This is a genomic window from Pseudarthrobacter sp. 1G09, assembly GCF_050038305.1.
GTDB classification, from domain to species: Bacteria; Actinomycetota; Actinomycetes; order Actinomycetales; family Micrococcaceae; genus Arthrobacter; species Arthrobacter equi.
The window spans coordinates 1,001,723-1,025,731 of the sequence record NZ_CP188306.1; the positions used below are offsets into that span (position 1 = coordinate 1,001,723).

At 67.0% G+C, this 24,009-nt stretch carries 23 protein-coding genes and 2 tRNA genes; 15 read left to right on the top strand and 10 right to left on the bottom strand.

The features are described from left to right. Nucleotides 1-75 precede the first annotated feature (75 nt). Nucleotides 76-864, bottom strand: a complete 789-nt coding sequence (locus tag ACP3TD_RS04715; protein ID WP_426765783.1) for a VOC family protein — start codon at nucleotides 862-864, stop codon at nucleotides 76-78. 207 nt (nucleotides 865-1,071) lie between these two features. Further along, nucleotides 1,072-1,159 (bottom strand) — tRNA-Ser (locus tag ACP3TD_RS04720). Between the two features lie 108 nt (nucleotides 1,160-1,267). Between ACP3TD_RS04720 and ACP3TD_RS04725 the strand changes: the two genes are divergently transcribed. From ACP3TD_RS04725 to ACP3TD_RS04765, 9 genes are all read left to right on the top strand, one after another. Then, complete coding sequence (locus tag ACP3TD_RS04725) at nucleotides 1,268-2,251, top strand: NAD(P)H-quinone oxidoreductase (protein WP_426765784.1); 984 nt, start codon at nucleotides 1,268-1,270, stop codon at nucleotides 2,249-2,251. A 122-nt stretch (nucleotides 2,252-2,373) separates the two neighbouring features. Continuing rightward, nucleotides 2,374-2,982 (top strand): PadR family transcriptional regulator, encoded by a 609-nt coding sequence (locus ACP3TD_RS04730; protein ID WP_426765785.1) that lies wholly within the window; start codon nucleotides 2,374-2,376, stop codon nucleotides 2,980-2,982. Then, nucleotides 2,979-3,716: an ABC transporter ATP-binding protein gene (locus ACP3TD_RS04735; RefSeq protein ID WP_426765786.1), complete on the top strand. Its 738-nt coding sequence runs from the start codon at nucleotides 2,979-2,981 to the stop codon at nucleotides 3,714-3,716. Before ACP3TD_RS04730 ends, ACP3TD_RS04735 begins: the two co-directional genes overlap by 4 nt. Then, on the top strand, nucleotides 3,716-6,589 hold the full coding sequence (locus ACP3TD_RS04740) for a hypothetical protein (RefSeq protein ID WP_426765787.1): 2,874 nt from the start codon (nucleotides 3,716-3,718) through the stop codon (nucleotides 6,587-6,589). The genes ACP3TD_RS04735 and ACP3TD_RS04740 overlap by 1 nt, the downstream gene beginning before the upstream one ends. 245 nt (nucleotides 6,590-6,834) lie before the next feature. After that, a complete protein-coding gene (locus tag ACP3TD_RS04745) occupies nucleotides 6,835-9,132 on the top strand; it encodes a carbon starvation CstA family protein (protein ID WP_426765788.1) in 2,298 nt (765 codons plus the stop codon). After that, on the top strand, nucleotides 9,132-9,335 hold the full coding sequence (locus ACP3TD_RS04750) for a YbdD/YjiX family protein (RefSeq protein ID WP_377201862.1): 204 nt from the start codon (nucleotides 9,132-9,134) through the stop codon (nucleotides 9,333-9,335). The genes ACP3TD_RS04745 and ACP3TD_RS04750 overlap by 1 nt, the downstream gene beginning before the upstream one ends. Before the next feature lie 79 nt (nucleotides 9,336-9,414). Beyond that, on the top strand, nucleotides 9,415-10,062 hold the full coding sequence (locus ACP3TD_RS04755) for a bacterial proteasome activator family protein (protein ID WP_426765789.1): 648 nt from the start codon (nucleotides 9,415-9,417) through the stop codon (nucleotides 10,060-10,062). Nucleotides 10,063-10,069: 7 nt separating this feature from the next. After that, a complete protein-coding gene (locus ACP3TD_RS04760; RefSeq protein WP_426765790.1) occupies nucleotides 10,070-10,519 on the top strand; it encodes a hypothetical protein in 450 nt (149 codons plus the stop codon). 105 nt (nucleotides 10,520-10,624) lie between these two features. Continuing rightward, complete coding sequence (locus ACP3TD_RS04765) at nucleotides 10,625-11,470, top strand: aldo/keto reductase (protein WP_426765791.1); 846 nt, start codon at nucleotides 10,625-10,627, stop codon at nucleotides 11,468-11,470. A 155-nt stretch (nucleotides 11,471-11,625) separates the two neighbouring features. On the opposite strand, the gene ACP3TD_RS04770 is transcribed toward ACP3TD_RS04765, so the two are convergent. Further along, the gene (locus ACP3TD_RS04770) at nucleotides 11,626-11,808 is read right to left on the bottom strand and encodes a hypothetical protein (protein WP_426765792.1); all 183 of its coding nucleotides are present in this window, start codon (nucleotides 11,806-11,808) and stop codon (nucleotides 11,626-11,628) included. 135 nt (nucleotides 11,809-11,943) lie between these two features. On the opposite strand from ACP3TD_RS04770, the gene ACP3TD_RS04775 reads away from it, so the two are divergent. Then, a complete protein-coding gene (locus ACP3TD_RS04775; RefSeq protein ID WP_426765793.1) occupies nucleotides 11,944-12,309 on the top strand; it encodes a hypothetical protein in 366 nt (121 codons plus the stop codon). A gap of 96 nt (nucleotides 12,310-12,405) precedes the next feature. On the opposite strand, the gene ACP3TD_RS04780 is transcribed toward ACP3TD_RS04775, so the two are convergent. Beyond that, a complete protein-coding gene (locus tag ACP3TD_RS04780; RefSeq protein WP_426765794.1) occupies nucleotides 12,406-13,416 on the bottom strand; it encodes a hypothetical protein in 1,011 nt (336 codons plus the stop codon). A 127-nt stretch (nucleotides 13,417-13,543) separates the two neighbouring features. Between ACP3TD_RS04780 and ACP3TD_RS04785 the strand changes: the two genes are divergently transcribed. Both ACP3TD_RS04785 and ACP3TD_RS04790 read left to right on the top strand, forming a co-directional pair. Next, nucleotides 13,544-14,785 (top strand): NAD(P)/FAD-dependent oxidoreductase, encoded by a 1,242-nt coding sequence (locus ACP3TD_RS04785; RefSeq protein ID WP_426765795.1) that lies wholly within the window; start codon nucleotides 13,544-13,546, stop codon nucleotides 14,783-14,785. Between the two features lie 486 nt (nucleotides 14,786-15,271). Continuing rightward, on the top strand, nucleotides 15,272-15,778 hold the full coding sequence (locus tag ACP3TD_RS04790) for a hypothetical protein (RefSeq protein WP_426765796.1): 507 nt from the start codon (nucleotides 15,272-15,274) through the stop codon (nucleotides 15,776-15,778). Nucleotides 15,779-15,916: 138 nt separating this feature from the next. Here ACP3TD_RS04790 and ACP3TD_RS04795 read toward each other — a convergent pair. The 4 genes from ACP3TD_RS04795 to tmk all read right to left on the bottom strand — a co-directional run bounded on the left by ACP3TD_RS04795 (nucleotide 15,917) and on the right by tmk (nucleotide 19,516). Then, nucleotides 15,917-15,989 (bottom strand) — tRNA-Thr (locus ACP3TD_RS04795). Nucleotides 15,990-16,095: 106 nt separating this feature from the next. Then, on the bottom strand, nucleotides 16,096-17,661 hold the full coding sequence (locus ACP3TD_RS04800) for an alpha/beta hydrolase (RefSeq protein WP_426765797.1): 1,566 nt from the start codon (nucleotides 17,659-17,661) through the stop codon (nucleotides 16,096-16,098). After that, entirely contained in the window at nucleotides 17,658-18,821 is a 1,164-nt protein-coding gene (locus ACP3TD_RS04805; RefSeq protein WP_426765798.1) for a DNA polymerase III subunit delta', read from the bottom strand. Before ACP3TD_RS04805 ends, ACP3TD_RS04800 begins: the two co-directional genes overlap by 4 nt. Beyond that, nucleotides 18,818-19,516 carry a dTMP kinase gene (gene tmk, locus ACP3TD_RS04810; RefSeq protein ID WP_426765799.1) on the bottom strand — a complete coding sequence of 233 codons (699 nt, stop codon included), beginning with the start codon at nucleotides 19,514-19,516 and terminating at the stop codon, nucleotides 18,818-18,820. Before tmk ends, ACP3TD_RS04805 begins: the two co-directional genes overlap by 4 nt. Nucleotides 19,517-19,642: 126 nt before the next feature. Between tmk and ACP3TD_RS04815 the strand changes: the two genes are divergently transcribed. After that, entirely contained in the window at nucleotides 19,643-20,833 is a 1,191-nt protein-coding gene (locus tag ACP3TD_RS04815) for a trans-sulfuration enzyme family protein (protein ID WP_426765800.1), read from the top strand. A gap of 9 nt (nucleotides 20,834-20,842) precedes the next feature. Then, complete coding sequence (locus ACP3TD_RS04820) at nucleotides 20,843-21,193, top strand: DUF2516 family protein (RefSeq protein WP_045729886.1); 351 nt, start codon at nucleotides 20,843-20,845, stop codon at nucleotides 21,191-21,193. Nucleotides 21,194-21,274: 81 nt separating this feature from the next. On the opposite strand, the gene ACP3TD_RS04825 is transcribed toward ACP3TD_RS04820, so the two are convergent. Further along, nucleotides 21,275-22,120 carry a class I SAM-dependent methyltransferase gene (locus ACP3TD_RS04825; protein ID WP_426765801.1) on the bottom strand — a complete coding sequence of 282 codons (846 nt, stop codon included), beginning with the start codon at nucleotides 22,118-22,120 and terminating at the stop codon, nucleotides 21,275-21,277. Nucleotides 22,121-22,248: 128 nt separating this feature from the next. On the opposite strand from ACP3TD_RS04825, the gene ACP3TD_RS04830 reads away from it, so the two are divergent. Beyond that, nucleotides 22,249-22,995, top strand: coding sequence for a phosphoglyceromutase (locus ACP3TD_RS04830; protein ID WP_091718321.1), 747 nt, complete (start codon nucleotides 22,249-22,251; stop codon nucleotides 22,993-22,995). Nucleotides 22,996-23,175: 180 nt separating this feature from the next. Here ACP3TD_RS04830 and phoU read toward each other — a convergent pair whose 3' ends face one another. After that, on the bottom strand, nucleotides 23,176-23,838 hold the full coding sequence (gene phoU / locus ACP3TD_RS04835) for a phosphate signaling complex protein PhoU (protein ID WP_091723840.1): 663 nt from the start codon (nucleotides 23,836-23,838) through the stop codon (nucleotides 23,176-23,178). Nucleotides 23,839-24,009: the final 171 nt, after the last annotated feature.

Sequence of the window (24,009 nt, forward strand, 5' to 3'; positions counted from 1 at the left end):
GTAGCAAGAAGCCCCGGCCGGTATCAGTCTGGTGTTATGGGTGTTGTTCCCGTCCGGCGCCGCCGGAACCGGTGCCTAGCCGCCCTGCGGTGCCTGGCTGGCGATGATTTTGAAGGTGGCGCCGGTGGGGTCGGCGAGCCGGGCTACCCGGCCGAAGTCGCTGTCCTCCGGGCCGTCCAGGACGGTGGCGCCCATGGCGGTGGCCTGGGCGATGCTGGCGTCCGTGTCCGCCACGGCGAAGTAGACCTGCCAGTGCGAGGGCACCTCGGCCGGGAGGTATCCGGAAGCGTCCAGGATCCCGGCCTGGGCGGACATGCCCGATCCCAGGGTGGTGTAGCGGAATTCCGGCGAGTCACTCATGACTTCGGTGTCCCAGCCGAAGACCTCCTGGTAGAACCGCACGGCGGCGTCGTAGTCCTTGGCGTGCAATTCATGCCAGGCGGCGGAACCGGGCTCGGCCACCACCTCGTAGCCCTTCATCTCCCGGGGCTGCCAGACGCCGATGGAGGCGCCGGACGCATCCCCGAAGATTGCCATGAAGCCCTGCTCCGGAACATCCATGGGAGGCATGTAGACCTGGCCGCCGTGGCTGCCGACGGCTTCGGCGGTGGCCGCGGCGTCCTCGGTCCGCAGGTAGGTGGACCAGATGTCGGGCATGGCCGCCATGCTTGCATCCTTCTGCATGATCCCGGCAACTGTCTTACCGTTCTTCCTGGCGGTGGTATAGCCGCCGTACTTCTCCTGGTCGCCCGTTTCGAATTCCCATCCGAAGAGCTCTCCATAGAACGAGCGGGCGGCGGCAACATCGGAGGTCACGAGGTCAATCCAGCAAGGGGCGCCGGGGGTGGATATGGGGCTTGGCATAACGGTCTCCAGTCGCAGTGTGCGGAAAGGTGTGTGGAAGTGGGGGAAGCCGGTCACCCTGACCCTATGTGCATGCACTGACAGCGTTCAAGAGGCCTGCGCGCAGGAGGCCGCCAACGCACCCCGGTCCGGTCAACGGAACGAAGTCCGGACTTAAACGAAGGACCCCCGCCTGCCGGTTTTGCCGGCGGGCGGGGGTCCTGATCGCGGAAGGTAAGAGATTCGAACTCTTGGTACGGGGTTACCGCACACTGGTTTTCAAGACCAGCTCCTTCGGCCGCTCGGACAACCTTCCTCAACGAGTAGTGTTTCATAGGCACTTGCCTGCAACAAAACAGGCCCGCAGTGCATACCCGGTGCACACTGGTTGGACCGGTATTGAGTCAGGAACAGGGAGTGGTCCATGAAAGCCGTCTACATTTCGGAACCGGGAGGACCGGAAGTACTCGAGGTACGCGAGGTCGAGGCCCCGGTGCCCGGTCCCGGCGAGGTGCTGATCGACGTCGTGGCCGCCGGCCTGAACCGTGCTGACGTGCAGCAGCGCCGCGGGTTCTACCCGCCGCCGCCCGGCGCATCGGAGATCCCCGGGTTGGAAGTTTCCGGCCGCATCGCAGGGTTTGGTACGGGTGTGAGGAAGCCGTTCTCCCTGGGCGACAAAGTGGTGGCGCTGCTCGCCGGCGGCGGCTACGCGCAGCAGGTTGCCGTCCCCGCGGAGCAGGTCCTGCGGCTGCCCGACGGCGTTGACCTGGTCACGGCGGCATCTCTTCCGGAGGTGGCTGCCACGGTCTACTCGAACCTGGTCATGACGGCCCAGCTGCAGGCCGGGGAAACCGTCCTCATCCATGGCGCCACCGGCGGGATCGGCACCATGGCCATTCAGCTGGCCAAAGCCTACGGCGCGAAGGTGGCCACCACGGCCGGCACCGATGAGAAGGTCAGCACAGCCAAGGCCTTCCTGGGTGCGGACATCGCCATCAACTACGCGGAGGAGGACTTCCCGGAAAGCCTCCGCCGGCAGAACGGCGGCAAGGGTGCCGACGTGATCCTCGATGTGGTGGGCGCCAAGTACCTGAAGCAAAACGTCGAGGCGCTCGCCGAATACGGGCGCCTGGTGGTCATTGGCCTGCAGGGCGGCACCAAGGGTGAACTGGACCTTGGCGAACTGCTTAGGAAGCGGGCCGCGGTGGTGGCCACCGCTCTTCGCCCCAGGCCGGTAGCCGAAAAAGGCGCCATCCTGAACGAGGTCAGGGACCACGTCTGGCCGATGGTGGCGGACGGCAGGATCCAGCCCCTGGTCGCCAAGACGTTCCCGCTTGACCAGGTCAGCGCAGCGCACGAATACTTCGACAGCGGCGACCATGTAGGCAAGGTCCTGCTGGTGATGTGACCGCCGGATAGATACTGAGTATTGCTTGATCGGCATCCACGGGCTAGGCTCAGCTATACGCGGTATGCACAGGTCTTGGGGGCCTGTGCATACCGGTTAGTGACTAAGCCCGGGGGAGCACCATGTCCATACGCCACAGCCTCCTCGCCCTGCTGCAGGACCAGCCGCGCTACGGCTACCAGCTGCGGGTCGAGTTCGAAAACCGCACGGGAGCCACCTGGCCCCTGAACATCGGGCAGGTCTACACCACCCTGGACCGGCTGGAGCGCGACGGCCTGGTGGCCAGGGAAGGCGACGACGGCGGCGGCCACGTGGTCTACAGCATCACCGCCGAGGGCGCCGCGGAAGTACAGGGCTGGTTCGCCGCCCCCGTGGAGCGGAACAACCCGCCCAGGAATGAACTCGCCATCAAGCTGGCGCTCGCCGTCACCCTTCCCGGCGTGGATGTCCAGGCCATCATCCAGGCCCAGCGGGTGGCATCCATCCGGGCACTGCAGGACTACACCAAGGCCCGCCGGGACACCGCCGCCAACCAGCGCACCGCAGACACCGCCTGGCTGCTGGTGCTCGATTCCCTGATCTTCCAGACCGAGGCCGAGGTCCGCTGGCTGGATCTCTGCGAAGCCAGGATGGTCCAGCAGGCACAATCGGCCGGCCAGGGTTCCGCGCGCAAAACGTCCAACGGGGTCACGGAAGACGCCGCCCCGCTCAACGCGGACAACCGGCGGTGAGCGTCCGCGGGCCGCAGCAGGTCCTTGAACTGGCCAGGGTGAGCAGGACGTTCGGGGAAGGCGCGACGGCGGTCGCCGCGTTGAGGGACGTGGACCTCACCATCGCAGCGGGCGAGTTCGTCGCCGTCATGGGCCCCTCCGGCTCGGGAAAATCCTCCCTGCTGGCGCTGGCCGGCGGACTGGACCGGCCGACGTCGGGCGGTGTCTTCGTGGAGTCGACGCCGCTTGCCGGACTCGGCCTCAACGACCTTGCCAGGCTGCGCCGGCGTGCGGTGGGCTACGTGTTCCAGGACTTCAACCTGGTTCCCACACTGACCGCGGCCGAGAACGTGGCGCTTCCGCTGGAACTGGACGGGACAGCAGCCAGGAAAGCGGGCCGGCAGGCACTGGACGCCCTCCGCCAGGTGGGCATCCCGGAACTCGCGGACCGCTTCATGGACCAGATGTCCGGCGGCCAGCAGCAGCGCGTCGCCATTGCGCGGGCCATCGTGGGCCAGCGGCGGCTGATCCTGGCGGACGAACCCACCGGTGCGCTGGACTCCACCACCGGCCATGGCGTCATGGAGGTCCTCCGCTCCCGCGCGGACGCCGGTTCCGCCGTCATGCTGGTCACTCATGAAGCGCGGCACGCAGCCTGGGCGGACCGGGTGGTGTTCCTGCGCGACGGCCGGATTGTGGACCAGGCGGCGGCCATGCACGATCCCACGTTCCTCCTGACCCAGGCCGGCCTCTGATGCCCCACCGGCACCGGCCGCTGGAGCTGGCAGCGGCGCCTGGAGCTGGCCGCAGCAGCTTCCGCATCGCGGTCCGGATGGCCCGGCGGGATATTGCCCGGCACCGGGGCCGGTCCTTCCTGATCGTCCTGCTGATCATGCTGCCGGTGGCCGGGATGACTGCGGCAGGCACCCTGTACCAGAGTTCGCAGCGGACACCGCAGGAAATTGTGCGGTACGAACTGGGCAACACCCAGGCACGCTTCGTCGCTTTGCCGACGCCCAATGGGGACTCCATCCAGGATCCGATGAATGACGCCTACGTGCGCTCCAGCACCGGAGAGCTGGACCCTGGGTTCGTTCCCACAGACCCGAAAAAGCTGCTCCCGTCCGGCTACGCGGTGCTGCCGCTGCGGCAACTGCAGCTGACCACTTCCGTGGGGGAGGCGATGGTCACGCTGAACGGCGTGCAGGTGGACGCGCTCCACGAGGCTTTCGAGGGAAAATTCACCCTCCTGGACGGCCGGGCACCGGCAAACGGTGCAGAGGTTCTTGCCTCACGCGGGCTGCTCGAGCGGTTCAACGTGGAACTTGGCGAGGAATTTAGGACGTCGGCGGGGACCTTCGTCCCCGTGGGCACCATCCGCGACGCGGACGCCTCGGATAACAACAGCACGCTGTACCTGCAGTCCGGGCAGTTGCCCGCAGGATTTGTCCCGGGGCCCGCTGCCGCGCAGGCTGTCTCCTACTATGTGACAGGCCCGGAACCGGTGACCTGGCAGCAGGTCAGGGAGGCCAACAGCAAGGGCGTGGGTGTGCTGTCCCGCAGCGTGGTGCTGGATCCGCCGCCGCCGGGCGAAGTGACAGTGCCGGGGGCCAAGGCGGCCGGAGTCCCCTCGGAAACCGTAGCCACGTACGCCACCTTCGCTGTGGTGGGTGCCCTTGCCCTGCTGGAAGTCGGGCTCTTGGCCGGGGCAGCGTTCGCCGTCGGGGCCAAGCACCAGGTGCGTGAACTCGCCCTTCTTGCGGCGTCCGGAGCCGAAGCACCCACCATCCGTGCAGTGGTCACCGCGAGCGGCCTCTGGCTCGGGACCCTGGCCGTCACGGCCGGCGCCGCTGCCGGCGTGGCAGCTGCGGCCGGGGTGGTCTGGTGGGTCCGTTCCACCGGTTCCGCCCGCCTGGCGGGAGTCCACCCGGACCCGCTGCTGACCTCCCTCGCCATGCTGATGGGCTTGGCAGCCTGCATCCTTGCCGCCCTGGCGCCAGCCAACCTCGTTGCCCGGCAGGCACTCCTGGGTGCGCTCAAATCCGGACGGGCACCGGCAGCAAGCGGACGGCGGAGCACGATCGCCGGGGCGGCTGTGCTGCTGGCGGCCGCCGGGCTGCTTGCCGCAGGCTGGGCCCTGGGCAGCTCGGCCAAGGATCCCGACCAGCGGGCACAACAGGCCGCCGCAGTTTCCGCGATGCTGGCCGGGGGAGCGGTCCTGGCGGTGGTGGCCCTGGTGCTCCTGACCGGATGGCTGACCGCAGCCCTGACATCCCGCACCCGGGCCATGCCCCTGCCCCTGCGGATGGCGGCGCGGGACTCCGCCAGGAACCGGAGCCGGACCGTCCCTGCGGTGGCGGCAGTTCTTGCCGCCGCCACCCTGGCAAGTGCGGCTCTGGTGCTGTCATCCAGCCAGCTGGCAGGGCAGCGCCTGTCGCATTCCTGGAGCGCACTGGAGAACCAGGCGTACTTGCCGCTCAGCCTCGCGCAGCCACCGCTGGCGGACGGCACTGCCGCGCCAGCTGTGACCGTCGACCCGCAGCGGCTCTCGGCAGCCGTCTCAGGCGCCCTGGACAGCGTCTCCTGGACCAGGACAGTCACTACCCCAGCGCCGGTGGAAAACTGTGGCTTTGGGGACGGCGCGGATCCCGGCGCGCCCGTGGCGACTGAAACGTCCAACTGTCTCCTCTACGCCCTGGCCCGGCCACGAGGCCAGGAATGTCCGGTCACGCCCCAACGGCGCGTCGTGGACCCGGACGACTGGCGGTGCCGCGGCTCCATGGCCTCGGACCAGGGATCGGACCGGTCCATCCTGGTGGGCGGCGCCGACGATATCCGTGCCATGTTCGGGCGCGACGCCGGGGCGGTCATCATCGCCGCGCTGGACGCCGGGGCCATGGTGGTAACCAACCCCGCCTTTGTCCGCGACGGAAAAGCCGAGCTGCAGGGCCTGGACGTGCGCACCCAGCGCGGGTCGCCGGACGGGTCCATCGTCCACGAAGCTGTCACCAGCACCGTCCTGGATGCCGTCATCCTGGAACCTGCGGTGGCCGTGCCGTACTACGGCATTGTCTCGCCGGCCACGGCCGGGCGCCTGGGCCTTGCGCCGAAAACTGCCGGGTTGGCCATCCAGCTCAGCCGGTCCCCTTCGGCGGCCGAGGTGGACGCGGTGACCGGTGCGGTGGCGGGTGCTGTTGGCCAGTCCGGCCTGGGATTCTGGGTGGAACCGGGGATCCCCAAAGACCAGGCATGGATGGGCTGGCTGATCGTGGCCATCAGCGCCCTGATCACGTTCAGCGCAGCCGGGATCACCACCGGGCTTGCCCTTGCCGATGCCCGGACGGACCATGCCACGCTGGCAGGTGTGGGGGCGGCGCCGCGGCTGAGGAAGGCCCTGGCGGCGTCCCAGGCGCTCTTTACCTCAGGCCTTGGCGCTGTGCTCGGGGCCGTGGCCGGGACGGTTCCCGCGGTGCTTATCGTCGCTTCCACGGAGATGCGTTCATCGCTGGAGGTACCCTGGCTTCCCCTCGCGGCCATGGTGGTGGCCATCCCGCTGACCGGATCAGCCCTGGCCTGGGCCTTCACCAGGTCTGCGCTGCCGATGACCCGAAGGGCGCACGGCAGCTGATCCTGTTCCCCGGAGAGTGTGCTGCGCGGGGCGTGGCCGCAAGCGATTCCCGCGGCGCGCCTCTTTTAGCCGGGGCCAAGGAAGCCTAACGTGGAATTCACAGGCCGCCCGTCCGCCGTCGTTCGTCGCCGATTGCCTGCCGCCTGCCGCATAACCCCGGGCACCCGGCAGAACCGTCGCCGCCCGCACCCCCGGGTTCGGTAGGGTGCCTCAGAGCAGATCCGCACGAATCTCGAGGAGGAGACATGGCCACAGCGCCAGAGAACAGGTCCGGTTCATCGGGGCGGGAGGGCGCGGTGGCTACCGACCCGGCGCTCCCACCCACGGCGGTGGACGAGGCCGTCCGCGAATCCGAAGACAGCAAATGGACCCCGGGAAAGATCGCGCTCTGGGCGGCGATCTCCCTGCTGGGCGGCGTGGCATGGTTCATGCTCGCCATCGTCCGGGGCGAAACCGTCAATGCCATCTGGTTCGTCTTCGCCTCGGTGTGCACCTACCTGATCGGGTACCGGTTCTACTCCAAGGTCATCGAACGCTTCATCACCAAGCCCGATGACCGGCGGGCAACCCCCGCCGAGTACAAGGCCGACGGCAAGGACTACGTCCGGACGGACCGGAACGTCCTGTTCGGCCACCATTTCGCAGCCATCGCTGGTGCGGGCCCCCTCGTGGGCCCGGTCATCGCGGCGCAGATGGGCTACCTGCCCGGCACCATCTGGATCATCGTCGGCGTGGTCCTGGCCGGGGCCGTGCAGGACTACCTGGTGATGTTCTTCTCCATGCGCCGCGGCGGGCGTTCGCTGGGTCAGATGGCCCGCGAGGAACTTGGCGTCATCGGCGGTACCGCCGCCCTGGTTGCCACCCTGCTGATCATGGTGATCATTGTCGCGATCCTGGCGCTCGTCGTCGTCAATGCCCTGGGCGAAAGCCCTTGGGGCGTCTTCTCCGTCGGCATGACCATCCCCATCGCGCTCTTCATGGGCGTCTACCTGCGCTACCTTCGGCCGGGCAAGGTCATGGAAGTTTCCATCATCGGGTTCGTCCTGCTCATGGCCGCCATCATCGGCGGCGGAATGGTTGCCGGAACCGCCTGGGGCGTGGACGTCTTCACCCTGGACAAGGTGACCATCGCGTGGGGCCTCATCGTCTACGGCTTCATCGCCGCCATCCTTCCCGTGTGGCTGCTGCTGGCACCCCGTGACTACCTGTCCACGTTCATGAAGATCGGCGTGATCGTCATGCTCGCGCTGGCCATTGTCGTGGTCCGGCCGGAGATCAACGTCCCGGCCTTCAGCGAATTCGCCAGCCGGGAGAACGGCCCCGTGTTCCCGGGCGCGCTGTTCCCGTTCCTGTTCGTCACCATCGCCTGCGGTGCGTTGTCCGGATTCCATGCCCTGATTTCCTCCGGTACCACTCCCAAGCTGATTGAGAAGGAGCGGCAGACCCGGTTCATCGGTTACGGCGGCATGCTCATGGAGTCCTTCGTCGCCATCATGGCGCTGGTGGCTGCCATCTCGATCGACCGCGGCCTCTACTTTGCCATGAACGCTCCGGCCGCACTGACCGGCGGAAGCGTGGAAACGGCCGCCACCTGGGTCAACAGTTTGGGCCTGGCCGGCGTCAACATCACCCCCGAGCTGCTCGCTGAGACAGCGCGGAACGTGGGCGAGCACAGCATCGTCTCCCGCACCGGCGGTGCCCCCACCCTGGCCGTCGGCCTGGCCCACATCATGCAGCAGTTCATCGGCGGTACGGCCATGATGTCTTTCTGGTACCACTTCGCCATCATGTTCGAAGCCCTGTTCATCCTTACCGCTGTGGACGCCGGCACCCGCGTGGCCCGGTTCATGCTGCAGGACTCGATCGGCAACTTCGTCCCCAAGTTCAAGGAAGCCTCCTGGCGTCCGGGTGCCTGGCTTTGCACGGCCATCATGGTGGGTGCATGGGGTGCGGTCCTGCTGATGGGCGTCACCGATCCGCTGGGCGGCATCAACACCCTGTTCCCGCTGTTCGGCATCGCCAACCAGCTGCTGGCCGCTATTGCACTCTCCGTCTGCCTGGCCATCGTGGCCAAGCGCGGCACCTTCAAGTACCTGTGGATCGTCGCACTGCCGCTGGCTTTCGCGGCGGTGGTCACCATCACGGCCAGCTACCAGAAGATCTTCTCGCCCACACCCGCTGTGGGGTACTTCGCCAACAACGCCGCATTCAGCAAGGCCCTGGCGGACGGCAAGACGGAATTCGGCACCGCCAAGACCGTTGCCGCCATGGAAGCCGTGGTCCGCAACACCGCCATCCAGGGCTGGCTGTCCGTGATCTTCGTGGTGCTGAGCATCATTGTGATCGCGACGGCGGTGCTCGCCACCGTGAAGGCCTTCCGGAACCGGGGTACTGGCACGGAGCGGGACAACGAGGACCCGGCCTTGCCGTCCCGCGTCTTCGCACCTGCCGGTCTCATCCCCACGGCTGCCGAGCGCGAATTGCTGGCTGAGTGGGAGAAGGTCCCGGCCAACCTGCGGTTCGAACGGGCAGGCCACCACTGATGAGCGCCCCACTGGCAGTTCTGTCCACCGGGTTCCGTGGTTTCGCACGGTACCTCAGCGGGGTGCTCGGCGCGGATGCGTACGCCAAGTACCTGGAACACCACCGGGCTTCGGGGCACAGCGGACCGCCGCTGACGGAGCGGGAGTTCTGGCGCGACAGGACCGACCGGCAGGACGCCAACCCGCAGGGCCGCTGCTGCTGATTTAGCCCTTAGCGGACGCCGCGTCGGGCGGGTTCATGGGGTGAAGTTCCAACGGAACCGCTCATGAGAGTATGAACGCATGAGCGATCCGAAAGACACCCCGTCAGCTGAGGACCTCCCCGTCGAAGGAACCACCCTTGACGACAACGAACCCGCAGTGCCGGCGGAAGCCGGAGCGCCGGCCGGTTCGCGGGATGGCCGCAAGCCCAAGGGCAGCAACCTGCAGGACCTGGTGGACGAGCCGGCCAAGGTGATGCGGATCGGCACCATGATCCGCCAGCTCCTGGAAGAAGTGAAGTCCGCCCCGCTGGACGACGCCGCCCGGGAACGGCTGGCCGAGATCCACGCGCGGTCCATCAAAGAGCTCGAGGACGGCCTGGCGCCCGAGCTCGTGGAGGAACTGGACCGCATCAGCCTCCCCTTCTCCGATGAAAACACCCCTTCTGACGCCGAGCTCCGGATTGCCCAGGCACAGCTGGTGGGCTGGCTTGAAGGGCTGTTCCATGGAATCCAGACAGCCATCGCGGCCCAGCACGCTGCCCGGGAGCACGCCGCGGCACAGATGCAGCTGCGCCAGCTGCCCCCCGGAACCGTGATTGCCCCGGGTGTGGTGATTGGGGAAAACGGTGAACCGGAGCGGGCTCCCGCGGGTGCGGCCCGGCCGGGTGCGCCGGCCAACACAGGCAAGCGCGATGATCCGGACCACGGTCCCGGACAGTACCTGTAGGTTCCGGTTGGGTTTTTTCAGCGCCGCCAGGCAGGGGCGCAAGGACGACGCGGAGCTGGGCAAGGGGTTGTGGCGCCGCGCGCACGACCGCTTCCACCGGGGACTGGACCGCTTCCACCAGGTGCTCGAGGGCGTGGAGGACGACCAGCTGTACGGCGAGCTGGTGGAGATCGCCAACGAACTCGCTGCCCTGCTTGACCGTGTCCGGGCCGTCTGCGTTGAAGCCCAGCGCCGCTGGCCCAGTGACGGCCTGGACATTCCCGTCGCACTGTCCGGCGTGCACCGCGCCCTGTCCAAAGCCGGCAACTCGCTGGCCACCACAGCCGAGGCTGCCGCCATGCTGCGGCTCGCGGTCGGGCCAGTCCCGGTGGGCGCCGCATCCGTGCGCCGGCGCGCGGAAGCCGTCTTTGAACAGGTTGCCGACGCCGAGCGGCACCTTGCCGGGGAAACCTCCTAGCCGCAATTTATTCCCGCTGCCGGGGGTGACTTTCCGCGTTAAGCGCCTGGCTGACAGAGCGGGAATCACGTCATTTCGAGGCCCGCCGTTTGGCAGGATGAAGTCATGACTCTTTCACCTACACTCACTTTCAACGACGGAAACACGATCCCCCAGCTCGGCTACGGCGTGTGGCAGGTCGAAGACGGCGTGGCTGAGAAGGTGGTTCGGCAGGCATTCGAAGCTGGCTTCCGCCACATCGACACCGCTAAGATCTACGGCAACGAAGCAGGCGTGGGGCGCGCGATCGCCAGCTCCGGCCTGACCCCCGAGCAGATCTTCATCACCACCAAGCTGTGGAATGCCGATCAGGGCTATGAGTCCACGCTGGCTGCCTTCGAGGAGTCCATGGACCGCCTCGGCCTGGAAACCCTCGACCTGTACCTGATCCACTGGATGCAGCCCAAGCAGGACAAGTACGTCGACACCTGGAAGGCGCTGATCGAGCTTCAGAAGCGCGGCCGGGTCAAGTCCATCGGCGTCTCCAACTTCACCGTTGACGGGCTGCAGCGGCTCATCGACGAAACCGGTGTGGTCCCGGCCATCCACCAGATCGAGCTCCACCCGTACTTCAGCCAGCGTGAGCTGCGCGAATTTGGTGCTTCCAAGGGCATCCTGACCCAGGCCTGGTCACCTCTGGGCCAGGGCGGCGAGCTCCTGGAAGACGCAGCCGTTGCCGCCATCGCCGCCAAGCACCAGGCCACGCCGGCACAGGTTGTCATCGCCTGGCACCTCGCCATTGGCAACGTGGTGATCCCGAAGTCGGTCACCGAATCCCGGATCCGGGAGAACTTTGCGGCACTCGACGTCACGCTGGACGTCGAGGACGTGGAGGCCATCAACGCCCTCGACCGGACCGCCAGCGGCGAAGGCAGGATCGGCCCCGACCCGGCAGTCTCCGACTTCGCGTAAGCCAACCTGTCCGGAGTGAGCCCCCCGCCTTAGCTGGCGGTCCTGCTCAACAGGGATGTCGAACCCGCACCACCTGGCCAGCCCAGGCGGTGCGGGTTCTTCTGTTGCACGGGCCTACTCGTGGCGAATAGCCGGCCCGGCCTAAACCTGTGGGGTCAGGCGGCAACGCGGACAGGCTCGACGCTGGCAGCATCGATCACTGCCCAGCCGTCCTCACTGGAGCACTGCCGGTCGGCGAAACGCTGCGCCTCCACCATGGTGTCGAAGGACTCAGAGCGTGCACGGCCGCAGTCGGCGTCGAAGTACGTGACGTGAAATTCCTGAACGGTGTTTTCCATAAATCCAGTGTGCAACCGGGGTCTGACATTCCACGGAATCAGCCCCGCGTGTTGCCCTGTGACAGTGGTCCCGGCGCACATCACGGGCGTTGTGGCGGCGCCGCCCGGCCCCGCAACTCCGGCTAGGCTTTCACCATGGAGGTTAGCGATTCCCCGGACCGGGACAACGCCACCAGGCACATTAATCGTGAACTGGCACGGCGGCGCGGCTGGATGTTGACGGTGGCGGTGGGGTTCGCCCTGCAGATTCTCAGTGTGGTGCTGGGACTGAAGTCCGTGGCGCCGTTGTGCGGCAGCCCGATGATCCCGCACAGCGGGGCAGCCGAACTGTCGGATGCCCAATTGCACACCACGGGCCTGGCGGCCGAGTGCTACCGGAGCATCGACGCCGCTGCCATGCCCATTTGGATGCTGATGGGCTTCGGCATCGGCCTGGTCCTGGTGGGCGTGGCCATCAGGATCGTCGGTATCCGGCGGTCCCTCGCCGCTGTAGCCGCGTGAGGGGACAGTCCCCACGGGACTGCTGCTCATAGGGACTGCTGCTCATAGGGACATATTGAGCCGGCTGGCTGCCCAGCGGGTTGGGGCCTTTCGGAGTCAGGTTCCGGCCTCGCGGCGATCCAACCGCAGGACCCGTTCCTGGGCCAGTACGGCTGCCCTGGCTGCCTTATCCGCCGCCCGCGCTGCCTGTTTGGCCTCCGCGGAGATGGCAGCAAGGCGCTTCTTCGACTGGTCCAGCTCGGCCTCGGCCGTTTTCAGGCGGGAACGCAAGTCCGCCGTTTCCTCCTGCAGCCCGGCAATCTGCCCGGCCGTCTGCTCCGCCTCCGCCTGAAGGTCCACGGCATGGCCGGCAGCTTCGGACGCTTCTTCTTCGGCCGCCTCCAGCGCCGCCCTGGCCCGTTCCAACAGCGGCGGTGACGCCTGCCGCGGCGTTTGACGGACTGCCTCAAGGCGCGGTTTGGTGGGCCGGGGCGGGGACCCGGCCTCCGGCGTCGTTCGCTGCTTCTTCCCTGGCCGTGACTTGTCGGCATCCGTCTTCCCTGACGTGGGCACCGATGCAAGGACCGGGGGAGTGGCAGCCGGTGTTATGGGGAGGGCGCCGGGTACGGCCACCGTCCCGTCCAGGTCTGCGGCGCTGACCCCGTCAGCGGACAGGGTCTTCACGAGCCTGCCGCTGCGGACGGCGGCTGCGGCTCCTTCATCGCCGGTCAGGGCACGCAGGGTTTCCTCGACATCTCCGGCAATCGTGTCGCTGAGTTGCCGCCCTTGATCGCGGACAACAGCGCGGGCGGCGTCGACGGCGGAGGCCAGCAGGGTGCGCCGCTCACGCCCCAGGTCGCGAAGGGCGGGGGCATCAAGGGATGCCTGCGCTGCCCGCATGCGCGAGCCGAGGTCTGTGAGTTCGTCGAGGACATCCGGCCGGTGCAGGACGAGCATGTTCACAGCCCAGGCGCCCACAGACGGTTTGGCCAGTCCACGGACGGCCGCGCCCAAGCCCTTATCCTGGCCGGCGGCTTCCTTGGCCGCTGCCGTCCGGGCCGCTACGAAGTCGTCCAGGGGACAGGCGTACAGCCCGTTCGCGATCCCGGCCAGGGCCTCTTCATCCATGTCCGCCATCATAGGCGGGCGGGCTCGGACAGGTATGGAGTGCCGGGCGGGTGGCTGCCGCGGACCGGACTGCCGGCGGGGCCGGTGAGCCCTGTTGCTCCGGCGCCGTGCACGGTATGTTGCTCGAATGGACGATACATATCAGGTCATCGTGGTTGGCGGCGGTTTCGCCGGGAAGGCCGCAGCCCAGGAACTCGGCCGCAAGGGCATCCGGGTGCTGCTGATTGATGCAAACAATTACCACCAGTTCCAGCCCCTGCTGTACCAGGTGGCATCATCGCAAATCGGTGTCTCCGCAGTGGCCCGCCCACTCCGTGCGGTTTTCCGCAACATCAAGGGCGTTCGGGTCCTCACGGCAGAAGTCACCTCGGTGGACGCTGCCGCCCGCACCGTCACCACTGCCGACGGCACGCAGTTCCAGGCACAGATCCTCGTCCTCGCCACGGGCGCTGTCCCGAACTTCTTCAACACCCCGGGCGCCGACAAGCACGCCTACCCGCTCTACTCCGTGGCCGACGCCACGCGGCTCAGCGCGGCCCTGACGGAAGTCCTCGACGAGGCGGACCGGGGAGCCGGCGGGGGTGCCGACGTCGTGGTGGTGGGCGGCGGCCCTACAGGGGTGGAGACGGCCGGCGCCCTCGCCGAAAACGTCAAATACATCGTGCCGAAGTACTTCTCCTCCGAGCTTGCCGCCCGCTGCCATGTCCACCTAGTGGACATGGTGCCCAACGTACTGATGGCGTTCTCGAAGAAATCGCAGGCCTACACAAGGGACAGGCTGGTGAAGCTGGGCGTCCAGCTGCACATGGGCCAGAGCGTTACCGAGGTCCGCCCCGACGGCGTGACGCTGGCGGACGGTACTGTGCTGCCGGCGCCCATCGTTGTCTGGGCCGGCGGCCTCCAGACAGGCAAGATCATCGCCGAATCAGGGCTCACGCAGGGGAAGGGCGGGCGTATCGACGTCCGTCCGGACCTGACCGCTCCGGGAGTGGAGGGCGTCTATGTCCTGGGAGACTCTGCCAACATCACCGACGCCGCGGGGGCCCGGCTCCCGCAATTGGGGTCCGTGGCACAGCAGTCAGGAAAATGGGCCGCAAAAAACATCCAGGCTGACCTGACCGGAGGTACGCGGCAGCCCTTCCGTTACCTAGACAAGGGGTACATGGCCATGGTGGGCCGGGGCGCCGCGGTGGCAGAGTTGGGCCCCCAGCGCATCCAGCTGCAGGGGCCGCTGGCGTTCCTGTCCTGGCTGGGCGTCCACCTTGCGTTGCTGCCCGGCGTCCAACAGAAAGTCCGTGCCCTCTTCTCCTGGGCAGTGGGTTACGTGACGCACAGTCCTTCCCAGGTTGTGGTGGGGCGGCCGGACTAGGTGCGCAGAGCCGTCCTCTGCAAGGCCCTTCAGCCCCTCCACCGGCGCATTGGCCAGTTCGTCGATGCCCTTGTCGATGTATTCCTTATCGAACTTCGATTAATTTCCGCAAAGCTGCCGGGCATCTTCGATGCGGACGGCTTCGAAAGATGGTGCGGGCCGGCGACGGCTGGGGGAGGTGCTGGTCTCCATCAAGCACCATCGCCGCCGGCTCCGCTCACCACGCTATGGCCTCAGCAGCCGCGGCGCCTGAGTAACCGGTACGTGTTTTCGCGAACCCCGCTACGTGTCCTGCCCCCGGGCGCCGGCCCGGCCGGAGGATAGGCTGGGCCGCATGATGTTGGGGGACTCACGGAAGCAGGTCGCGGTGCTGCGGATATCGACTCAGCACGCAGTCCGGTCCAGGCCTGAATTGCGGTGCGTCCAGGCTGCCCCGGGTGGCCGCGTGACGGCGCAATGAAGAACTGGGTTCGGCAGCATCCGTATTTGGCTCTTGCGGCCGGCTACGTCGTCTTCTTCTTTATCGTCGGTGCCATGTGGCTGGTTGTTAAACCGGGGGATTTGGCCGATGCCGCCGTCCGTGCCTTCATGAACACACTGGTCTACTGGCTTCTGGCGCTGTTCCAAATACGCAACCTGCGGAAAACCAACGCACGCCTCAAAGAACATGGCCAGCTCAGGGCCTATATCCGCTATCCGGAGTCCCGCCCCGGTTCCCTCAGTGGTATTTGGAACCAGGGCATTGTGACGCCCGCTGCCGGATCGCTTCAGTTTCAGCCAGCGGTCTATGACAGCCTCGAAGCGTCAGGGCGCGCCATCACACTCACTGTGGAAACAGTGCTTCCGCAGCGGTGGAAGGTCCGCGGAAAGGACCGTAAATACATTGGATCCTTTGGGGTGTACGCAATGACCGTCCTGACAGGTCACGGCAAAGTGGAGATAGCGGCGGTCCCTGAGTCCCTGGACCGGCTCGCCGAGGCCCTTGAGGGCTGAAGGGCGTCGGAGCATCAACCGGGTCGGGGCAGCTGACTTTGCGGGGAAGAAAGCCATCGTCAGCGTTCCGAAGATGGGCTTAACCAGCGAAAAACCCCCCAAAGCCCTCCAACGAGGGGCAATAGGGGGTTTATCCCGAGCTTCCTATCAGAATCGAACTGATGACCTTTTCATTACGAGTGAAACGCTCTACCGACTGAGCTAAGGAAGCACCGCACGAAATCCCCGGAAGAATCCGGGCGCTTCATGCAAGAGTCAACTGTAATGGAGTCTCCGCGCCCGGGTCAAAATGGCGGGCGCTGCCGCGGGTGAGGCCTTCAGCACACCGTGTTGTCGGCCGGAACCTGTCCACTGACCAGGTAGCTGTCCACCTTGTCCTCGAGGCAGCTGTTGGCCCGGCCGTAGGCCGTGTGGCCCTCGCCTTTCCACGTCAGCAGCGAGGAGTTGCCAAGCTGTTTCCGCAGCGACGACGCCCATTCCACAGGGGTGGCGGGATCACCGGTGGTGCCGATGACCACGATCGGCGACTCACCCGTGTACTGGACGGGTTCAGGCGTGCGCACGTTCTTGTACGGCCAGTCGGCGCAGTTGATGCCGCCGTAGGCGAAGAAGTAACCCAGGGTGGGGGACTGCTGCATCAGCCGCTGCTGCTCTGCCCGCATGGACGCAGGATCGGAGTCCATGGGGTAGTCCAGGCAGTTGATGGCGTTGAAGGCGAACGTCGAATTCGAGGTGTAGCTTCCGTTGGTGGAACGGTCTGCACCGAGGTCGGACAGCCGAAGCATCAGGCTCACGTCTCCGGTCATCGCCGCGTCCAGGGCCTGGGTCAGGGCGGGCCAGCTCTGATCGTTGTACAGCGGCGTGATGAGGCCGCTGACGAACATGTTGGCGTTGACCACCCGGCCGTCCTTGGCGGTGCGGGGCTGCTGCTCCACGGCGTTGATCAGGTCGCGGATCTGCTGGACGCCGCCGTCAACTCCGCCGGTGAGGGGGCACTCCTTCTGCTGCTGGCAGCTGGCCACGTAGGTACGGACCGCCTTTTCGAAGGCAACGGCCTGGCCGCTGGTCAGTTCCTCATTGCTGATGGAGGGATCCAGCGCACCATCGAGCACCATGCGGCCCACGTTCTTCGGGAACAGCTGCGCATAGGTCGAACCGAGGAACGTCCCGTAGGAGTAGCCCAGGTAGTTCAGCTTCGTGTCGTTGACCACGGCCCTGAGGACGTCCAGGTCCCTGGCTGCGCTCTGGGTATCGATGTGGGCCATTGACGGGCCGGTCTGCTGAGCGCACTGTTCGGCGATGGCCTTGTTGTCGGCCCGGGCCGCCGCGAGGCCGGCGTCGGTCTCAAGGTCGTAGATCTTGGCCCTTGCCGCATCACGTTCCGCGTCCGTCATGCAGGTCACCGGAGCGGACCGCTTAACGCCGCGGGGGTCGAAGCCGACGAGGTCGTAGGCGTCACGGACGGGCTGGGAAAAGTGGGTGGCTGCCGCGTCCTTCACGAAGTCATACCCGGATGCGCCGGGCCCGCCCGGGTTGACCAGCAGGCTTCCGGTCTTCTTGCCAGTGCTTGAAGCCCGCAGCGCGGCAAGCTGGATGGTTTGGCCGTCGGGAGCCGCATAGTCCATGGGCACTGTGACCTTGGCGCACTGGAACTGGCCCTCGCATGGCTCCCACACGATTTCCTGCGAGTAGAACTTCTCGAGCCCCGCGGGCGCGGACGCCACGATGGAGGGATCTGCCTTGGCGGTGGCGGTTTCCTGCTGGCGGTCGCCCCCGTTGATGAGGCTGCAGGACGCCAGCACCAGGGCAAGGACCATGGCCCCGGCGGCACGGGCCGCCAACACCAGGGGTTGTCGGCGTACGGGCAGGGGGCGGGCAGTCATCGGGTCTCCTTGGAAGGCTGGATCAGGCTGGCTGCCATGGACTCAATGGCCAACAGCGGGGCAACGTTCGTGGTGGTGATGCGTTCGCGGGCTTTGTTGATGGCGTCCATCCGGGCGAGCGTGACTTCCGGAGTGGAACGGGAGGCGAATTCCTCCAGTTCACCCCTGAGCTCAACGTTTACCAGCTCAACAGCATTCCCCATCTGGATGATCAGGACGTCCCTGTAGAAGGACATCAGGTCAGTGAGGGTGCGGTCCAGGGAATCGGTAATGGAACGCTTGGCCCGCCGCTTCTGGTCGTCCTCCAGCTGCTTGACCTGCGCCCGCATGGCAGGCGGAAGGGTGCCGGATTCAGGTGCGCCGAGGGTGGCGAGCAAGGCCGCTTTCTCGGCGGCGTCGCGTTCTTCGTTGGAACTGTTTGCCTCGGCGGTGGCAATCTTTACGAGCTTGTCCGCCATCATGACCGCCGCGGTGACACCCCGCAGGCCCAGCGGAAACCTGACAGTTTCGAGCCGGCGTTCGCGCGCAGCAGGGTCCCGCGCCAGCCGGCGGGCGATCCCCACATGGCTTTGGGCTGCCCGGGCCGCCCGCTCGGCCACCGCAGGATCGACGCCGTCGCGCTTCACCAGGAGTTCTGCGACGTCGGCCGCGGGCGGCAGTCGCAGCGCCACGCTGCGGCAGCGGGACCGGATGGTGACCAGGACGTCGGCCGGCGAGGGGGCGCACAGCATCCAGACCGTCCGCGGCGTCGGTTCCTCGATGGCCTTGAGCAGGACGTTGGTGGTTCGCTCGGCCATCCGGTCTGCATCCTCAACCACGATGATGCGCCAGCGTCCGGCGGATGGCCTGTTGCCGGCGGTGGCCACCAGGTCGCGGGCCTCGTCGATGGTGATGGTGACCTTTTCCGTCCGGACAAACGTCACGTCCGAATGCGTTTCGCCCAGGATGGTCAGGCAGGCGTGGCACCGCCCGCAGCCGCGCAGGTTCACGTCTTCCTGGTCGCAGTTCAGGGCGGCCGCGAAGGCTTTGGCGGCGTTGGAGCGCCCCGATCCCGGCGGGCCAGTGAACAGCCACGCGTGCGTCAGGCCGTCGCCGCTGGAAGCCTGGCGCAATTGGTCGACGACGGCGGGCTGGCCCTGGAGGTCATCCCAGACGGTCATGGGGTGCCGTCGCCGCGCGCGCCGGCAGCGGATGCGGCACCTGCTGGTTCGTGGCCTGGTGCTTCCAGCAGGCCGACCACGCGATTGAGGATCGTAGCGGCAATGTCGTTGACGGGAAGCCGGGCAGGCAGCACCAGGTAGGACGCCGGCCGGGCCGCAGCCAGGTCAAGGAAGGCGTCCCGGATACGGGCATGGAACTCGTCAGCTTCGGATTCCATGCGGTCTTCCGTTGCGTCCCCCGCTGTGCGCCGGGTCCTGCCGACTTCCGGTTCCACATCGAGCAGGATGGTGAGGTGGGGCTGAAGGCCGGAAGTGGCCCATTCGTTCAGGGAGCGGACTGCGTCCACGCCGAGGTCCCTGCCGGCTCCCTGGTACGCGACGGAGGAGTCGATATACCGGTCGGTCAGCACAACGTCGCCGCGCTCCAGCGCCGGGCGGATCACCTGAGCGGCGTGGGCGGCCCTTGATGCCGCGAAGATCAGTGCTTCCGTGTGGGCGTCGATGTGGCCATGGCCGTGGTCCAGGACCAGGGACCGGAGCTTTTCGCCGATGGGAGTGCCGCCGGGTTCACGGGTCCGGAGGACTGTAAGGCCGCGGCTTTCGAGTGCTTCGGCGAGCCTTGCAGCCTGGGTGGACTTGCCGGCGCCGTCGCCGCCTTCGAACGCGATGAAAAGTCCGGCACTCTGTTTGTTCACTGTTCAAGCCTACCGATCGGCTGGGACAATCAGTGTCCCGGCCATGGGCTTTGTGGACAGTTTCACGCCGTCTCACGCTTCGCGCGGGCTTTCCGGCGGTCCGCGGACGAACAGTACGCTGTCCCCATGAGTCTTTCCGAACAGCAGGCCGCCGGCCTGTCCGCCGAAACCGTAGTGGTGGCCGCGGGCCGCCCGCCGCGGGAACGGGACCAGCCGGTGAACCCGCCCCTGGTCCTGTCCTCCACGTACTACGGCACAGGTCCGCTCGGCCCAGGAGACCGTGGTTACGGCAGATATTCCAACCCCACCTGGGACCCGTTCGAGGAGGCCCTCGGCCAGCTTGAGGGAGCTGAACTGCCCGGGCTGCTCTACGCGTCCGGGCTTGCTGCCGTCAGCTCCGCGTTGTCGCTGATCCCCTCCGGCGGAGTGTTGGTGATGCCCAACCACAGCTACTCCGGAACCCTTGTCATGGCCGCGGAACTGGCCCAGAAGGGGTTCATCGAGCTGCGGACCGTGGACATCGCCGATACCGGAGCCGTCGAAGCGGCCCTCGCCCCGGGCGGTCCGGACGCCAGGGCCGCCGCCATGCTGTGGCTGGAAAGCCCCACCAACCCCATGCTGGGAATTGCCGACATTCCTGCGCTGACAGAAGCCGCGCACGCGTCGGGCGCCATCGTGGTCGCGGACAATACCTTCTCGACGCCGCTGGTGCAGCAGCCGCTCGCCCTGGGCTCCGACGTCGTACTCCACTCGGTGACCAAGTACCTGGCAGGCCACTCGGACGTGGTCCTGGGCGCCCTGGTGACCTCCAACGCGGACATCCGCTCCGCCCTCCTGCACCACCGGACCATCCACGGAGCGATCGCCGGGCCCTTCGAGGCCTGGCTTGCGCTGCGCGGCCTGCGCACGCTGGCGCTGCGCATAGAAAAGTCCCAGGAGTCCGCCAGGGTCCTCGCTGAACGGCTGAGCGCCCACCCCAGGGTCGAATCGATCCGCTTCCCGGGCCTCCCGGACGATCCCGGGCACGAACGGGCCACGGCACAGATGAAGGGCTTTGGCTCCATCATCTGCATCCAGGTGGCGCCCGCCGGCGGACTGGACGGCGCAGCGGCGGCCGACAAGGCCGTTGAGGCAGTCAACCTGTGGCTGCCGGCCACATCGCTGGGCGGCGTGGAATCCCTGATCGAACGCAGGCGGCGGCACACCGCGGAGCCGGCCAGCGTGCCTGAAAACCTGGTCCGCCTCAGCATCGGCATTGAGAACGTGGAAGACCTCTGGACCGACCTGGAGCAGGCGTTGGACACGTTGGGCGGCTAGGCTGGGCTTGTGGACGGTGAACTGATTATTCGGCCTGTGGAACAGGCAGTGTTCTTTATCCTTGCCCTCGTTGCCCTGGGGCTGGAGTTGTGGGCCTTGGCAGACTGCGCGCGCCACAAAGCCAACGCCTTTGAGGCGACCGGCAAGCGGACCAAGGGCTTTTGGCTCGCCCTGACCGGCGGCGCCGCGCTGGTGGGTGTCATCTCGCTCTTCGCAAGCGGCGGCATCTTCGGCACCCTCGGACTGTTCGGCCTCGCCGCCGTGGTTGCCGCATCGGTCTATCTGGCCGACGTCCGCCCTGCAGTCAAGGACGCAGGCCGGGGCGGCAGCCGCAACATGGGGCCCTACGGCCCTTGGTAACCCCGGCCCACCCGGGCTGTTAGGCAGGGAACCCTGGTGCGGCCCGAGGGAACCCGCCGTCCGCCGCCTCGCAAATGAGGCTTACGGCAGCGGTGCCACTGCTTCCCAGTCCACCGTCAGTTCGCCCAGCCGCCACCGGCCCGGCCCGTCCTGGACCGGCCAGCCGGTGTCGCGTAACGACCTGCACATACCCTGCCAGCGCTGCCGGTTACCAAAGGACGCCAGCGGGGCGCACTCCAGCCACGCCTTGTCCATCGCCTGCATCAGCGCATGGATCGGTTCGCCGGGAACATTCCGGTGGATCAGGGCTTTGGGGAGGCGTTCGGCAACGTCGGAGGGCAGGTCAAAACTGCCGAACCGGACCGACATGCTCAGCGACAGCGGGCGCTCCGCGTCCAGGGCCACCCACGTCACCCGGCGTCCGATCTCGTCGCAGGTGCCGTCAATGAAGAGCCCGCCGGGGGCCAGCCTGCCCTGAACCAGGCGCCAGATTCCTGCAACATCGGTCTCCTCATACTGCCGCAGCACATTGAAGGCCCGGACCAGGACGGGGCGTCCGGGGACGGGAAGCTCAAAACCGCCCACATGGAAGCTCAGGCCGGGCCGCTGCAGGGGGAGGGCGGCGCGCACCCGTTCCGGTTCGATTTCGATCCCGCAGACCCGGACGTCCGGACGGACCGCGGCGAGCCGCTCAAAAAGTTCGACGGCGGTGGCCGGCGTCGCGCCATAGCCCAGGTCCACCACCAAGGGGTCAGTGGCCCGGCGGAGCCGCCAGGCCTGGGGACCGGCCAGCCAGCGGTCAACCCGCCGCATCCGGTTGGGGTTGGTGGTACCGCGGGTGACGTTCCCTACCGGCCGGCCCTGCCGGCCGGACAACTTCCCGCCGGTGATCCCGGGGCCACTCACCCGTTCAGCCTTTTGCACCACCGCCCCACTGTATCGCCGCCGCCGAGGCTTAGGTGCAAGCTGGAGTACGGGCTGCCTTGTGACGATCTCCATCCCCGGCCCCTGTAACGCTGGGCGGGCGGCAACACGGCTCGGCTAGGATGAAAATCATGACTTACAAGCTGATTCTGCTGCGCCACGGCCACAGCGAATGGAACGCCAAGAACCTGTTCACCGGCTGGGTGGACGTTGACCTGAACGACCAGGGCCGCGGGGAAGCAGCACGCGGCGGCGAGCTGCTCGTGGAGAACAACATCCTCCCCGACGTTCTGTACACGTCCCTGCTGAAGCGGGCCATCAACACCGCCAACATCGCCCTGGACAAGGCCGACCGCGGCTGGATCCCGGTCAAGCGCGACTGGCGACTGAACGAACGCCACTACGGTGCGCTGCAGGGCAAGGACAAGGCCCAGACGCTGGCCGAATACGGTGAAGAGCAGTTCATGGAATGGCGCCGCTCCTACGACACCCCGCCGCCGCCCCTGGATGACAACAGCGAATTCAGCCAGGCACACGATCCGCGCTATGCGGACCTTGGCGACGCCCTGCCGCGCACCGAGTGCCTGAAGGACGTCCTGGTCCGGATCCTGCCGTACTGGGAATCCGACATCAAGGCTGACCTGAAGGCGGGCAAGACCGTCCTGGTCACGGCCCACGGCAACTCCCTGCGCGCGCTGGTCAAGCATCTTGACGGCATCAGCGACGAAGCCATCGCCGGCCTCAACATCCCCACCGGCATCCCGCTGGTCTACGAGCTGGATGACGACTTCCAGCCGGTCAAGCCGGGCGGCACCTACCTCGACCCCGAGGCCGCCGAGCAGGCCATCCTGGCCGTAGCCAACCAGGGCAAGAAATAAGACTTCGCGGTTCTTCGCCGCGTGCTCGGTCGTTCGCCCCAACGTCTCCCTGACGAAGTGGGCCCACCCTTAGACGCACTCCGGCCGAAGAACGCGCTGCGTCAAAGGTGAAACGACGACGGCGGGCTGGTCACCTTAGGTGACCAGCCCGCCGTCGTATGTACGTGGGGGAGCCGGGGCTCAGATGTGTTCGGTGGCGTTCGGCTGCCAGGCGCCGGTCACCAGGTAGCTGACCTTCTGGGCAACGGAAACACCGTGGTCGGCGAAACGCTCGAAGTAGCGGCTGGCCAGTGCCACGTCCACCGTGGTGGCCGGCGACTCGGCCCACTCAGGTGCGGCGATGGCCTTGAACACGCTGAGGTGCAGGTCGTTGATGGCGGTGTTGGCCTTCATGATGTCCCGGGCCACCTCCAGGTCACGGGTCTCCAGGAGGACGGCCAGCTTGTCTGCGATGACCTGGTCCAGCTCCGCCATCTGCTTGAACGTTCCGGTCATCGAAGCCGGGATCACGGTGGAGGGGAAACGGAGGCGCGCCAACTGCGCGATGTGCCGGGCGAGGTCACCCATCCGCTCGAGGGAGGCGCTCATCCGCAGTGATCCCACGATCATGCGCAGGTCGCTGGCCACCGGGCCCTGGAGGGCGAGGATGTCGATGGCCCGCTCGTCGAGGCTGTTCTGCAGGAAGTCGATCCGCGCATCGGCGGCAATGACGTCCTGGGCGAGGTCGACGTCCGCCACCTCGAATGATGTGGTGGCCTTGTCTATCGCTTCGCTGACCAGCCGGGAGATCTCCACCAGCTGGTCACCGACCTGGGTGAGTTCTTCCTGAAAAACCTTACGCACGTCGGCGTCCTTTCCTTGGAACTCCCGCACGCCCGCACGAGGGCAGCAGGAATCGTGTCGCCATTCGGCAGTCCAACTGGATACTCTGCCAGCATCCGGTGAACGGTTGATCCCTTGCAGGTGAACGTTAGTTGAACCGTGGGCGCAGGGGGCCCGGACGCGCCGTCAGGC